Source organism: Achromobacter sp. JD-1, assembly GCF_038594925.1.
GTDB classification, from domain to species: Bacteria; Pseudomonadota; Gammaproteobacteria; order Burkholderiales; family Burkholderiaceae_B; genus Achromobacter; species Achromobacter spanius_C.
Genome location: NZ_JBCGCS010000006.1, coordinates 1 through 13,680, shown reverse-complemented (window position 1 = coordinate 13,680; position 13,680 = coordinate 1). Strand labels below are relative to the sequence as shown.

General features: G+C 64.4%; 13 protein-coding genes and 1 pseudogene. 7 read left to right on the top strand and 7 right to left on the bottom strand.

The features are described from left to right. Positions 1 to 91: 91 nt before the first annotated feature. Positions 92 to 982 carry a LysR family transcriptional regulator gene (locus WBR68_RS11240; protein WP_050445020.1) on the bottom strand — a complete coding sequence of 297 codons (891 nt, stop codon included), beginning with the start codon at positions 980 to 982 and terminating at the stop codon, positions 92 to 94. A gap of 96 nt (positions 983 to 1,078) precedes the next feature. Here WBR68_RS11240 and WBR68_RS11235 point away from each other — a divergent pair, with 96 nt between their 5' ends. Together WBR68_RS11235 and WBR68_RS11230 are read left to right on the top strand one after the other, a co-directional pair. Continuing rightward, complete coding sequence (locus tag WBR68_RS11235) at positions 1,079 to 2,410, top strand: arylsulfatase (protein WP_050444941.1); 1,332 nt, start codon at positions 1,079 to 1,081, stop codon at positions 2,408 to 2,410. Between the two features lie 38 nt (positions 2,411 to 2,448). Continuing rightward, positions 2,449 to 3,423 (top strand): Bug family tripartite tricarboxylate transporter substrate binding protein, encoded by a 975-nt coding sequence (locus tag WBR68_RS11230; protein ID WP_230694244.1) that lies wholly within the window; start codon positions 2,449 to 2,451, stop codon positions 3,421 to 3,423. Between the two features lie 9 nt (positions 3,424 to 3,432). On the opposite strand, the gene WBR68_RS11225 is transcribed toward WBR68_RS11230, so the two are convergent. Continuing rightward, on the bottom strand, positions 3,433 to 4,368 hold the full coding sequence (locus WBR68_RS11225; protein ID WP_050444939.1) for a LysR substrate-binding domain-containing protein: 936 nt from the start codon (positions 4,366 to 4,368) through the stop codon (positions 3,433 to 3,435). A 154-nt stretch (positions 4,369 to 4,522) separates the two neighbouring features. Between WBR68_RS11225 and WBR68_RS11220 the strand changes: the two genes are divergently transcribed. Next, positions 4,523 to 4,921, top strand: coding sequence for a RidA family protein (locus tag WBR68_RS11220; RefSeq protein ID WP_050444938.1), 399 nt, complete (start codon positions 4,523 to 4,525; stop codon positions 4,919 to 4,921). Positions 4,922 to 4,970: 49 nt separating this feature from the next. Here the strand turns inward: WBR68_RS11220 and WBR68_RS11215 are convergent, their stop codons facing one another. Then, positions 4,971 to 5,573 (bottom strand): hypothetical protein, encoded by a 603-nt coding sequence (locus tag WBR68_RS11215; protein WP_230694242.1) that lies wholly within the window; start codon positions 5,571 to 5,573, stop codon positions 4,971 to 4,973. Positions 5,574 to 5,863: 290 nt separating this feature from the next. On the opposite strand from WBR68_RS11215, the gene WBR68_RS11210 reads away from it, so the two are divergent. Further along, on the top strand, positions 5,864 to 6,697 hold the full coding sequence (locus WBR68_RS11210; RefSeq protein ID WP_050444937.1) for a DUF4189 domain-containing protein: 834 nt from the start codon (positions 5,864 to 5,866) through the stop codon (positions 6,695 to 6,697). A gap of 116 nt (positions 6,698 to 6,813) precedes the next feature. Here WBR68_RS11210 and WBR68_RS11205 read toward each other — a convergent pair whose 3' ends face one another. From WBR68_RS11205 to WBR68_RS11195, 3 genes are all read right to left on the bottom strand, one after another. Beyond that, positions 6,814 to 7,815: a Bug family tripartite tricarboxylate transporter substrate binding protein gene (locus tag WBR68_RS11205; RefSeq protein ID WP_230694240.1), complete on the bottom strand. Its 1,002-nt coding sequence runs from the start codon at positions 7,813 to 7,815 to the stop codon at positions 6,814 to 6,816. A gap of 76 nt (positions 7,816 to 7,891) precedes the next feature. Next, the gene (locus WBR68_RS11200; protein ID WP_050444935.1) at positions 7,892 to 8,944 is read right to left on the bottom strand and encodes a hydroxyacid dehydrogenase; all 1,053 of its coding nucleotides are present in this window, start codon (positions 8,942 to 8,944) and stop codon (positions 7,892 to 7,894) included. 118 nt (positions 8,945 to 9,062) lie between these two features. Next, the gene (locus WBR68_RS11195; RefSeq protein ID WP_230694239.1) at positions 9,063 to 9,962 is read right to left on the bottom strand and encodes a LysR family transcriptional regulator; all 900 of its coding nucleotides are present in this window, start codon (positions 9,960 to 9,962) and stop codon (positions 9,063 to 9,065) included. Between the two features lie 154 nt (positions 9,963 to 10,116). On the opposite strand from WBR68_RS11195, the gene WBR68_RS11190 reads away from it, so the two are divergent. The 3 genes from WBR68_RS11190 (at position 10,117) to WBR68_RS11180 (ending at position 12,951) form a co-directional block, all read left to right on the top strand. After that, a complete protein-coding gene (locus WBR68_RS11190; protein ID WP_230694237.1) occupies positions 10,117 to 11,301 on the top strand; it encodes an alpha-hydroxy acid oxidase in 1,185 nt (394 codons plus the stop codon). Positions 11,302 to 11,375: 74 nt separating this feature from the next. Continuing rightward, entirely contained in the window at positions 11,376 to 12,254 is an 879-nt protein-coding gene (locus WBR68_RS11185; protein ID WP_230694235.1) for a hypothetical protein, read from the top strand. Position 12,255: 1 nt separating this feature from the next. Beyond that, a complete protein-coding gene (locus WBR68_RS11180; RefSeq protein WP_230694233.1) occupies positions 12,256 to 12,951 on the top strand; it encodes a hypothetical protein in 696 nt (231 codons plus the stop codon). A 30-nt stretch (positions 12,952 to 12,981) separates the two neighbouring features. Here the strand turns inward: WBR68_RS11180 and WBR68_RS11175 are convergent. Further along, a pseudogene (locus tag WBR68_RS11175) lies at positions 12,982 to 13,680 on the bottom strand (hypothetical protein); the annotation flags it as partial.

Genomic DNA, 13,680 nt, shown 5'->3' with positions numbered 1-13,680 from the left:
CCGTGCGCTGGCGAGTATATAGGCGCGTGTGTACCAGGGGGCTTCACAATATTTCATGAGTTACAGGGTGCTTGCTGTGGCCCACCCCGCGCTACGCGCCCGCCAACACCGCCTCACGGAACTCTTTCATCAGCGGCGACCACAGTGTCCCGTGCCGCGAAATCAAGGCAATGTTGCGCCGTAGCGGCGGCCCCAGCGCCAACGGTAGCGCCGCCACATCCGCCGTGGTGGCCAGCGCGCTTCGGGGCAATATCGCCAGCATCTCGGATCCGGCCAGCAGCCGCAGCGAGCCTTCGGAAAAATGTTCGACCTCAAGCGCGGCCAGCGGCAGGCCCAGGCCCGCTTCCGAGAAACGTGCGTCCAGCAAGTGGCGAGACACGGACGTGGGCGGGGGCAGTATCCAGCGCTGGCTGCTTACGTCACCAAGCGTCACGCGCGCCTTCGAGGCCAGCGGGTGGCGCCTGCTGGCTGCGACGCACAAGGCATCGTCGAACATGATTTCGTGGCGCAGGCTGGCGGGGCCATCGGTATAGACGGGTGTGATGGCCAGATCAAGCTTGCCGCTTTCCACCCGGGCATTCAGATCGTCGGAAAGCCCTTGCGTAAGCTGCACTCGCAATGCCGGACGGCGAGGCAGCAAGCGGTCCAGCACCGGCATCACCACGCTGTCCATCGTGGCGCCGGTGGCGCCAAGGCGCAGCAGCCCCGCTTCGCCCACCCGCAGTTCCATGGCGTGGCGGACCGCATCGCGGTATTCGGCCCACAGCCGTTTGGCGTGCTGCAGGAACACCATGCCTTCGGAACTCAGCGTCAAGCCGCGTCCGTGCCGCAGCATCAGGGCCAGCCCGGTGTCGGCCTCCAGGCGCCGCAAGGATTTGGACAGCGCGGGCTGGCTGACCCCGCAGGCCGCTGCCGCCCGTTCCAGATGGCCGTGCTCGACGGCCGCCAAGAAATATTCGATGTCACGCAGGGATAGATTCATGAACGACAGGAATTCCAGATAGCACTTTTGGGAATATTACGCTGCTTGCGCACGCCTAGAATTCGGACATACCCCACTCAAACAAAGGCCCGCCAGATGTCGAATCGCCCCAATATCGTTTTGATCGTTGCTGACAACCTGGGTTGGGGCGAACTCGGCTGCTATGGCGGCGGGGCGCTGCGCGGCGCGCCCACGCCCAATATCGACCGGCTGGCCACCGAAGGCCTGCTGCTGCAGAACTTCAATGTGGAAAGCGACTGCGTGCCGACCCGCTCGGCGCTCATGAGCGGCCGGCACCCCATCCGCACCGGTTGCCTGCAATCCGTGCCGCCCGGTCTGCCACAAGGGCTGACGCGCGACGAGATCACGCTGGCCCAGCAACTGTCGGGGCAAGGCTATGCCACGGCGCATTACGGTAAATGGCATTTGGGCGATATTCCCGGCCGCTATCCGTCGGATCGTGGTTTTGACCATTGGTATGGCATTCCGCGTACCACGGACGAAAGCCAGTTCACGTCGTCGATCGGTTTTGATCCCAGCGTGGCCGATTTGCCCCACATCATGGAAGGCCGCGCCGGGCAGCCGTCGACCAACGTGAAGGTGTACGACCTGGACAGCCGGCGCGGCATCGACGCCGAACTGGTAGAGCACGCGCAGACCTTCATGCGCGAGCAGGCGCGCGGCGGACAGCCCTTCTTTTTATATCTGCCGCTGGTGCATCTGCACTTTCCCACGCTGCCGCACCCCGACTTTGCCGGACGCACCGGCGCGGGCGACTTCGCCGATTCCATGGTGGAAATGGATCACCGCGTGGGCCAGATCATGGCCGAAGTCGACGAACTGGGTTTGCGCGACAACACCGTCTTCATCTTTTGCAGCGACAACGGCCCGGAATTCCGCAAGCCCTATCGCGGCACGGCCGGCCCCTGGAGCGGCACCTATCACACGGCAATGGAAGGCAGCCTGCGCGTGCCGTTCATCATTCGTTGGCCGGGCAAGGTCAAACCGGGCCAGGTGTCCAACGAGATCGTCCACGTGACCGATCTGTACACCACGCTGTCGCGCATCGGCGGGGCCAGCGTGCCGCAAGACCGGCCTATTGATGGCATCGACCAGACCGACTTCTTTACCGGCGCGCGTCCGGACTCGGCGCGCGAGGGCTTTCTTTTCTACATCAAGAACGACCTGCGCGCCCTGAAATGGCGCGACTGGAAGCTGCACTTCTACTGGGAACCCGAGGTGAACGAGGGCAAGGGCAAGCTGGAATCGCCGTACCTGTTCAATCTGAAGCAGGATCCCAAGGAAGAAAGCGATATCTTCGTTTTCAACACCTGGGTGCTCGGCCCCATGCTGAAAATGGTGCAAGCCTTCAATCAGTCTTGCGCCGAACACCCAAACACCACGCCCGGTCGACCTGACGGGGATTGAACGGCCCGCAAAGACGGCGCCAAGCACAAGGGGAAATCATGAATACCGTTGTACGTCGCAGTATCGCGTGTCTGGGCCTGGGTTGTGCGCTGGCCCTGCCTGTTGCTTCCCAGGCCGAGCCGCCGCTGGTCTGGCCTGCCAAACAGATCAACTGGATTGTGGGCTTCGTGCCGGGCGGCTCGGCCGACGTGTTGACACGGGTGGCGGCGCAGGACCTGGCGCAGCGCACGGGCTTGAACGTGGTGGTGGAAAACAAGCCCGGCGCGTCGGGCGCCATCGCGCTTCAGATCGTGGCGCGCAGCAAGGCCAGCGACGGCTACCTGATCACGGTGCCGGGTCCGCTCATCTATCCCACGCCGCAGCCGGCAATCGGCAAAGAGCTGGCGCCGGTGATGTTGATGGCGCAGGGGCCGATGGTGATCGTGGGTCCGGCCAAGCAAGCCTTGCCCAGCTTGGCTGACGTGTTGGCGGATGCACGCAAGCGCCCCGAGGCCTGGAGCTACGGCAGTTCCGGCAATGGCACTTCGCAACACCTGGCGGGCGAATTGTTGAATCAGGTTGCCGGCACGCGCATCGTGCACGTGCCCTACAAGGGCGGCGGACAGGCAGTGTCGGACGTGACCGGCGGCCAGATTCCCTTGGCCATCCTGGGCTCGTCGCCCGTGTTGCCGCAGATCAAGGCCGGCGCGCTCAAGGCCTATGCGGTGACGACTCCGCAGCGCTTGGCCGCCTTGCCCGAAGTGCCCACCGTTGCCGAATCCGGCTTTCCTGGCTATGCCGCCAGCCAGTGGTTTTCGGTGGCGGCATCGCCCGATATCGATGCGGCCGTGCTTGATCAGTTGAACGCGGCCTTGCAGAAAACGCTGCAGTCACCCGCGTTCCAAACCGCTGTCACCACTGCGGGCATGATTGCGGCAGGCGGCTCGCCCGCGGACCTGCAGCGCTTTATTGCGGACGACACGGCCAAATGGCAGAAACTGCTGGATAGCGGCGCCATCAAATTGGCAAACTGAACCCGCGGTTCATGGGGTGCGCGCCGGTGCCTGGGCCGCCAGCGGCGCGTACTGTCCCATCAACGCCACCACCCAATCGATAAACACCCGCAGCTTGGTGCTGACATGCCGGTTGGGCGGAAAGGCGATGGTCAGCGGCATGGACTCCAGCCGCCAGTCCTGAAACAGCGGCTGCAATTCGCCCGTGGCCAGGTGCGGCTGGGCCATGTATTCCGGTAGCCACAGTACGCCCAGCCCGGCCAGGCCCGCCGCCAGATAGGCGTTGCCGTCATCCACCGCCAGCACGTAGCGCCCATGCACGTGCACGCTTTCGTCGCCGCGCTGCATGGCGTAGGGAAAAGCCTTGCCCAGCCGTTGCCACAGATAGCCCACGATGCGGTGATGCGTGTCTTCCAGTTCGCGCGGATGCGCCGGCTGGCCGGCGCGCGCCAGGTAGCTGGGCGCGGCGTACACGCCCAGTTGCAGGTCGCCTACCCGGCGCGCCATCAAGGACAGGTCGGTCAATTCGCCGCCTCGCACCACACAGTCCACGTTTTCCGCGATCACATCCACGATGCGATCGCTTGCGCCCATGTCCAGTTGGATATCGGGATACTGCGCGTGAAAGGCAGGCAGCGCCGGAATCAGCACCATGCGCGCCAAGGGGCTGGGCACGTCCACCCGCAAGCGGCCCCGTGGCGAAGCCGACGCCGCCGACAGGCTGGTTTCGGCGTCGTCCATATCCGCCAGCAATTTCAACACCCGCTCGTAGTAGGCGGCACCGTCGGCGGTGACCTTTACCTGGCGCGTGGTGCGGTTCAACAGCCGGACGCGCAACCGCGCCTCCAGTTGCTGCACCAGCTGCGTCACGGTGGTCTTGCTCATGTGCAGGGTTTCGGCCGCCTTGGTGAAGCTGCCTGCTTCCACCACGCGGGCAAACGCCTGCATCGCATCGAATCGGTCCATGGGAACTCCGGCGGGCTTGAAGAGTGTTTGGATTCTACAAACAGTGATGGACAGGTTTGCGCGTTTATCGGCGCGCCGCGCGTCTTTACAGTGGAGCCATCGCTAACGACGGGCCGCTTTCCTTCCTGACGACGGCCCTCCCACGGAGCTACTCATGACGACACGAGACGTTGTTTTTCCCGCCGGCCGCCACGCGCTTTACGAACGCCACCGCTATTCCCCCGCCATCCGGTCCAACGGATTCCTGTTCGTCTCGGGCCAGGTCGGCAGCCGCGAGGACGGCTCGCCCGAGCCCGACCTGCAAGCGCAGGTACGGCTGGCCTTTGATAATCTGAACGCCATTCTGAAAGCGGCGGACTGCACCTTTGACAATGTGGTGGACGTGACGGTGTTCATGGTCGACCCCGCGTCCAGGTTCGAGCAGATCTGGCAGGTGGTGCCAGAGTATTGGGGCGCTGCGCCGTATCCCTCGCTGACCGCCGTGGGTGTTACGTGGCTGGCCGGGTTTGACTTTGAAATCAAGGTGGTGGCAAAGCTGCCCGACAACGCCTGACGTGTTTGGCGCGGGCCGCCGGCCGGCCCGGCGTACGTCCGGGCGGCGCTTACTTCACCACGTAGTTGTTGGCCTCGGCTTCACCCGCCCACTTGCGCAACGCTGAAATGAACTCGGGGCACACATTGCCGTCCACGCTGGAACTGGTGATGACGCTGTTTTCCATGCGCATCAGCACCGTGCATTCATACACGCGCGTGCGGTTCTGATAGTGGCCGGTGCTATTGGTCTGGAATACCGGTGTGGCGGCGGACGTGTTGGTGGCGGGAATCATGCCCACCACCTGCTGGCTGGTGCCCGTGGTGACCCATTCCGTGTAGGGGGCGGCCTGGTAGTCGGACCATTCCAGTTCCATCGTGTTGCCTACGGCGCGCTTCTTCGACGGTTCACCCAGCGCGGCGATGGCGTCGTTGATGGAGCGGCCTTCCATGTTCTTGGCCACGTTCACGCTGGGTGAAAACGACAGCCCCGACTTGAACACATTGCTCAGCGAAGGCAGCCCGGAGCTACCTCCGTCGGGCATCGGGGCGCACCCCGCCAAGCCTGTCGCGGCGACGATCAGGGCGGCCGGCAGCAGCAGCGGTTTGCGGCGGTTGGGGGCTTGCGTAGGCAACGTCATGGTGTTCGGGCGATGTTCCGTGGCAGAGGGCATGCGGCATCCGCAGCGGGCAGGCAAACCGGACCTCGCGCGCTGTGTTTGTTTCTCTTCGTGACAAACCCCGCGTAGGGCATTGCACGGAGAAACCGGTGCCACGCGTGTGCTGACGAGTGATGCGCTTAAGAAAAGTCCGACATTTTTACCGGAAAACGGGGCCAGCATTCCTATCACGGTATGTGAAATTTGTTACGCAATATGCCTGGGTAAGCGCAATTCGGGGGGATGGAGCGGGGGAGCTCTTTGCTAAGATCTTCCCCGCTTCCAACCCCATCCAGATTCCGACGATGATGCCTGCCCGCTTTCACCCCCTGATCCGCGCCGCCTTCGCCGCTATCGCCTTGGTGGCGGGCCTGGCGGCCAACCCAGCCTATGCCGACAAGCAATTTGGCGGCATCGCCACCGATGGCAATCACGACAAGACCTATTGGGTCCTGCCCGAAGCATCGCAAAAGGATGCCGAGGCCGCGGGCCTGGCCGAGTGCCGGCGCCAGGGCGGCAAGGAATGCAAGAAATTGGGTTGGTTCTCGGACAGTTGCATGGCCTATGCGCGCAACTCGCGGCAGGATCTGTTTCCCGGCAACAGCGTGTCGCCCGAACTGGCCGCCAAGAAAGCCATGCGCCGTTGCACGGCCGGCAGCCCCGACGGCAAGTGCCGCTTGATGACCCTGCCTTACTGCGTCGGCCCGGGTTACAGCGCAGCCGACCTGCAGGCCGCCAGGCGCGCCAAGCCGGCAGAGGTGGAAGCCTTGTCCGCCAAGGTGAACGACCGCGAATTCTGGGGTGCCCTGGCCGAAAACGCCGACGGCGGTCTGCTGTATTCAGACGGCTATCCCAAGGAAGACGACGCCATCTCGTCGCTGCTGAAATGGGAAGACTGCAAGGACTGCCGCAAGGTCCTGACCTACAAAGACACCTGCGTCGGCATGGCCTGGGTGAAGGGCAGCGAAGGCCGGGGCACGCGCTTCACGGCGCTGAACCCCGACCCCGTGGCCGCGCGCGAGCAGGCGCGCTCGGTATGCACCACCAAGACCGGCGCGCCGGCTTGCGTGGCGATGCTGCGTTGCTCGGGCCGAGCCTACATCGACGGCTACCCCGGCGAAGACGTCAAGCCGAAGTAAGCCGCAGATTCTGACGCGCTAGGCCTGGGCACGCGACGGATCACGCACCTTGCGATCCTGGCTGCGCTACGCGGCTCCGGCGCGCCAGGCATCGGGCGCCTTATGAATCGGGCGGCCTATTTGTCCAGCCAGGGCGCGTCCTTCCACAGCTTCTGGAATTCGGTTTCGCCGTCGGCCAGTTCCCGGGCGTAGTCGGCGGGCGGCAGGTAACGCAGGGGCACGAACATTTCTTTGGCCTTGGCCTGGAAGGCGGGGTCGTCCACCGTGCGCTTCACGGCATCCACCAGCTTTGCGCGCACGTCGTCGGGCAGGCCCTTGGGGGCGGCCAGGCCGCGCAGCGACGCCAGCTCGAAGTCGTAACCCTGTTCCTTGAAGGTGGGCACATCAGGTAGCGCGGCCGAACGCGTATTGCCCATCTGACCTAGAAAGCGCAGCGGCGTGCCGCCTTTCTGGTACTGCAGCGCTTCGCCCACGTTGATGGCGCCGATGGTGATTTCACCACCGGCCAATGCGCCGCGTACTTCGCCCGCGCCCTTGTAGGGGATGTGGCTCAGCTTGGCGCCCGACGTGCCTTCAAAGCGCAGCATGGCCAGGTGGTCGTCGGAGCCGGTGCCGGTGGTGCCCACGGTGACCTTGCCCGGATTCTTCTTGGCGTAGGCCGACAGGTCCGCCAGCGTCTTCAGTTCGTTGTCGTTGCGCACGGTGAAGGCGCCCGGATCGTCGATCAGATTGCCCAGCAGGTCGTAGCTTTTCCAGTTGAAGGCCGACTTGCGCTCGATGGGAATGGTCAGCAGGTTGGGCGTGTTGATGAAGCCGATGGTGTAGCCGTCGGGCTGCGCACGGGCCAGTTCGGTGAAGCCGATGGCGCCGCCCGCGCCGGGGCGGTTCAGCACCACAATGCGCGCGTCGTTGCCCAGGTACTTTTGCAAGAAAGGCGCCATCATGCGCGCCACCAGATCGGTGCCGCCGCCGGGGCCGTAGGACACGATCAGGTTGATGGGGTGTTCCGGGTAGCCGGCCGCTTGCGCGCCGCCGGCAAACAGGGTGGCGCCGGACAGCAGGGCGACGGACGCGGCCAGCGCGCGCAGGGTGCGGCGCTTGAAGGGGGGGTGTTGCATGTTGTCTCCTCTTGGGATGGGTCGGCGGCTTCATGCCGCACTGTGTGTTCGGTTGCCGCGCGGGCGCGGCACCGTGTTACTGCAATTTCGCCAGTCGGGCTTGCGTGACCGGCCAGACTTCCGGGTTGATAAGTTGCGGCGGCCGTTCACCGCGCAGCATGGCCATCAACTGCTGGGCCGATGATTGCGCCACGTTGCGGCGGGCTTCGTGCGTAACGCCTGCCGTATGAAACGTGGCCACCACATTGGGCAGGGCCAGCAACGGCGCGTCGCGCGGGGGCGGTTCCTGTTGCCAGACGTCCAGTCCGGCGCCGCGCAGATGGCCGCCGTGCAAAGCGTCGTACAGCGCCGCCTCGTCATGGATGCCGCCGCGCGCCGTCGACACGAAAACGGCCCCCGGCTTCATGGCGGCGAACGCGCGCGCATCGATCATGCCGCGCGTCGAATTGTCCAAGGGGCAATGCAAGGACACCACGTCGGCTTGCGCCAGCAGCTCGGGCAAGGACACGGGCTCGGCGCCGCGTGCGCGGATGGTGTCGGCGTCCAGCAGCGGGTCATGCGCAATCACGCGCAGGCCAAAACCTTGCGCAATGCGGGCCACGCGCGAGCCGATCTGGCCAATGCCCACCAGCCCGATGACGGTGCCGTGGATCTCATGGCCCATCAGGTCTTCGCGGGTAAAACCCGTGTCGTGGCGCAGGCGCTGGTGTGACTCCACCACGCGGCGCTGCACGGCCAGCAACAACGCATACGTATGTTCGGCCACCGACGCGGCATTGCCGCCTGCCTGGTTCACGACCGCGATGCCGGCCGCCGTGCAGGCGGGCACGTCCACCGTGTCATAGCCCGCGCCGCCGGACGACACGCAGATCAGGTCGGGGCACTGCGCAATGAGTTCGGCGTTGACGAACCACTGGCGCGGCAGTTCGTCCTTGGCCGCCGACACATGGTAGGCGTGGGCCGTCTTCAGGCCCGCCAGCGTGCGGGCGTCGTCACCGTGCGCCGGCAGTACCGACAAGGCAATATCGGGTTGCGCGCCGATGATCTGGTCGAACACCGGGTTCAGCCATAGGTCCAAACGGCACAAACGTTTCGGGAAATTCTGCGAGGGGGTACCAAAATCCGGCATTGTGCCCAGTCTCCGTGTCAGTCTTCAATCTTGTTTGAAGCGACTCTACTCGGGCAGAAAGCGGAGATAAAGCGAATAATTTTCTTATTCAAGAGCGAAGTTTTAGAAACAGTGTCTGCTAGACCATGCCCGCCGGCGCGTCGAATTCCAGCGTGTCCTGCGCCAGGGTGCGCAGGCTTGCCAGCATGGGCCGCGTGTCGTCGCGCCGCCATTGAAAGGTGTAGGGCAGGGGCCGCAAGGGCGGCAAGCCCGGCAGGGGATGCAGGTCGCCGCGCTGGATCAGGATGCGCGCCCAGGCCGTGGGCAGAAAGCCCAGCCCCAACCCTTGGCGCAGCATGCCTGCAATGGCGCCCCAACTATTGCAGCACTGCATGCGGCCCGGCGAGATGCCTTGTTCGGTGAGCCAGTCGTCCAGCATGCGTATCACGCCGGAGCTTTGCGGTTGCGTGATCAAGGTCAGACCGGGCAGATCGGCAGGCGTCAGCGCGGTAGGGTCGGGCACCGCGCGCAGCGAGGCCACCCATTCAAATTCCGCGCTGCCGATCAAATGTGACGCGATGGACGCGCGCGACGACGGCCCGGCGATCACCGCAAAATCCAGCTCGCCTTCCTCCAGCCCGCGCTCCACCAATTCACCCACGCCCACATAGGGCTCGACCAGCAGGTTGGGGTGTGCGCGTTGAATTTCTTCGATCAGGCGCGGCATCCACGTCACAGACGTGAGTTCTCCCGCCCCAAAACGGCAGCGGCCCGAGAAAGTCAGGTTACTGCTGGCCTGCTGCATGAACTGGTCGGCGTTGCGCAGCAGGTCCTTGGCGTGAGGCACCAGTTGTTCGCCCAGCGCCGTCAGCGTGGCGCTGCGCGCGCTGCGGCTGAAAAGGTCGGCGCCAATGGAGGCCTCGAGTTCGCCGATGCGCTTGGACAGCGACGACACGGAAATATTCAGCCGGTTGGCGGCAATGGCGAAGTTCTTGCAGGTGGCGGCCCAGTAAAAGGCTTCAAGTTGCTTGAGTGTCATGGCGGCATGGGAAAGATCCAGAGCGAAGAAAAGTGTAATAAGCAATATCGATAAAGTCACTTTATTCAAAGCGCTGGTGCGCCTATAGTCGTCCGCGATCGCCCAATACAACAGCGCGGCCGCCTGTGCGCGGACCGATCGCGAGGAGCCAGACATGTACGACCCCCTGCGCCAGATACTCAGCCTGCATGATTTCGAAGCCGCAGCGAGAAGGCGCCTGCCCAAGCCCATCTACGCCTACGTGTCCGGCGCGGTGGAAGACGGGCATTCCGAGCGCGGCAACCGGCAGGCCTTTGCCCAGTACGGCTTTCGGCCGAAGGTGCTGGTGGACGTATCACAACGCAGCACGCGCACCACGGTGTTGGGCCGCGAGTACGCCGCGCCGGTCGGCGTGGCGCCCATGGGCATTTCGGCGCTGTCGAGTTATCGCGGGGATGTGGTGCTGGCGCGCGCCGCCGCGGATGCGAATGTGCCCTGCATCATGAGCGGGTCGTCGCTGATCCGGCTGGAAGAGGTGATGCAGGCCGCGCCGGGCACCTGGTTTCAGGCCTACTTGCCGGGCGACGATGCGCAGATTGCGGCCTTGATCGACCGCGTGGCAGCAGCCGGTGTGACTACCTTGGTGCTGACCGTGGACACGCCCGTGGCCGCCAACCGCGAGAACAACGTGCGGGCGGGGTTTTCAACGCCGCTGCGGCCCAGCGTGGGCCTGGCCTGGCAAGGGCTCACGCATCCGCGCTGGTTGTTCGGCACGTTCCTGCGCACGCTGTGGCGCCATGGCATGCCGCATTTCGAGAACAACTACGCCACGCGCGGCGCGCCGATTCTGTCGGCCAACGTGCTGCGCGATTTTTCCGACCGCGGCCATTTGAACTGGCGTCACGTGGCCGCCATCCGCCGGCGTTGGCAAGGGCAGATGGTGATCAAGGGCATTCTGCATCCCGACGATGCGCGCACCGCGCGGGCGCAGGGCATGGATGGCATCATCGTGTCGAACCACGGCGGGCGGCAACTGGACGGCAGCCTGTCGCCCTTGCAAGCGCTGCCGGAAATCGTGGAAGCGGCCGCTGGCATGGACGTGATGCTGGACAGCGGCGTGCGGCGCGGGTCCGACGTGCTCAAGGCCATGGCGCTGGGCGCGCGCTGCGTGTTCGTGGGGCGCCCGTTCAACTATGCGGCCACGGTGGCCGGGCAGCGCGGCGTGGCGCATGCCATCACGCTGATCGTGGAAGAAGTCAGGCGCAATATGGGCCTGCTGGGCGTAGTGGATGTGGCGCAAGTCAACGCCGACACCTTGGTACGCGTGCCGTCGGCGGGGGACGGCGCGCAGCAAGGCTAGGCATGGCAAGACAAGGTCTGGCATGCCCTAGAATGCCGGCACCGCTTTGTCCAAAGCACCCTCCGCGAACCGCCTTGCCGCAACCATCCAGCGCCACTCTTTTTTCCAGCCCAAGCAAGCAATCTTGCCTATGCCTTGCGCTGGCACTGATTGCGTCTATACCCGCCATCGCCCGCGCGCAGCCCGCCGCCGCTGAGAATGCCTATGCAAAGATCGTCGAGCCCATCGGTGGCGACTTCGCGCTGCAAGGCTATCCGCGTTCACACCTGCGAGCCATCCTGTTTCGCGGCAAGCCCTATCGGCCCTTGAATGCCGTGGAGTTCATCCACGTGCGGGCGCTGGGGCCTACACAAGGCGGCCAGCCGATGCTGGTGGCAGTGTCGAACGACTTCATGGGTGTCGGCACAATACTGATCGCAGTGCAAAACGGCACGCCGCTTGCACGCGTATTGAGCCCCACCGTCGACATGCACGACCCCGACATGGGCGTGGCACAACCCGGCCGCAAGGACCTGCTGCTGTTCACGGCGGGCTCGCGGGCGCTGGTTACATCGACGGGCCAGGTGCTTTGGTTTGAGCATCAGCGGCAAAAGGAAAAACTACATTCCATTCCCGAGTTGGTATCCGTGTCGCCGGACAACCGGCACGGCGCGCTGTTGCTGGACAACGAGATCCGGCTTGGCCGCTTCGATGATGGCCCCTACGCCACCGTGCCGTTCACCAAAGCCATGCAAACGAAGGCTTTCAGCGGCATGTGGAATGAAAGTTCGCAGGCCGCCAGAAAGGCCCTGGACGCCGGCAAGCGCATCGACCAGCGCCGTCTGTACCGCAACTTGAAGGCAGAATGGATCAACAAGAATTTTCAGTGGCAAGAAGGCAAGAACGGATGGCAGTTCAATGGTTATGGCCTGAAGTCGGCAGCGTTGCCGGTTGCCACGGCGCAGGAGCGGTGAGGTGAGGTCGAATGTATTGGTGCCGAATTCATTGATGCGGTCCATCCGGCGCTTGACGACGTTTGGCTTGTTGGCGCTGCTGGCGGGATGCGCGGGCCAAGCCGAGATCTTTCAAGAACATGTACGCACCGAAGACGCGATGCCGACGGACGTGGTCCTGACGCTGGACGTTGCGTTCGCGCGCGCACCCGACTTCAAGCCCAGCACCAACACCTACGACGGCCCGCCCCGGCGCGTGGAATATTCCGGCTACCCCAGCCTGGACGTGCCGTTCTATCAAAAGGGCCTGGGCATGGACCTGGGCGTATTGGGCGATCCGCGCGCGTTACTCGCGCTACCGTACCCATCGCCCACCACCCGCACCACGTCGGCGCAACTGAAAATATTCGGCGAACGCCGCGATCCCAGGCATTACCGCTTCGCGGTGCTGCCTCGTTCCGGTTGGAACAGCTACAACAGCTTCCAGGTGTCGTTCGCCGTCAACGGCAGGCGAGAGGGCATGACGTTTGCCTACAGCACGAAGGCCGTGTGCGAAAGCGCGTTCGACGTAACGACACCCACCTACGGCTTCGGCATGTCGGTGTCGGCGAGCTTTGCTAACGGCAAGTCCGGCTGCTTGATGGCCTGCGATGCACGACCGGGTTACCCGGGCTATTGCGCGTTTGGCGCGGATGTTGAATCGGTGCTGGGGCGGTAGCGCCAAGCCGTGTGTGGTCAATTCGGGCGGTCAACGCAAGAACCTGACCAGTATCCACGTCACGTCCTGACCCTTTACCCGTGGCATGGCACTTTGATAGGCGAAGGTCTGCGGCCCGGTCGGCATTTCCTCGCACGTCCACGTTCCGGGGTATGGGCAGGGCTGTCCCGACCGCACGCGGGCGCTGGCGCCGGGGTCGACCTCGTGCACCCAGTGCCAAATGATCGCTTGCCCCTTGTAGGCGGGCAGGGCTTCATGTTTGGCGACTACGCACAGGACTTCGCCCTTGTCGTCGCCTCGCCACTGCCCCGCGCGCGGCGCGAGCTGGCCCGTTTCGGCGCGGCGTGCAGGTTCGGGTTCGGGGGCACTTTGATCAATGTCGCGCTGCCAGATGACGCGGCCGCGCGACGGGTCTTGGTGTATGGGTGGGGCGAGCTCGCCAGCGTTGAAGTGACGACGCGAACCGGTTTTTGCTAGCGTGTACCACCAGCCGGATGAAGGAATTTCCTCGCCTACGACAACATGAGTGGGCGTGGGTTCTGTGGGTGTGCCGCCGGGTGTACGGCCTCGAATCGCTGGCGTAGGCCAATCACTGTCGTCGTCAAACCGAGCCAGCCAACGCTGCGTATCACGGCGGTCAAAGCGTTCGTTCGGGTCGCCATCCCATTCGCCAGAGCCGACCAGGTCCAATTGCGGATGGCGAATGCGGCGCAGCAGTCGGTTGAGCAG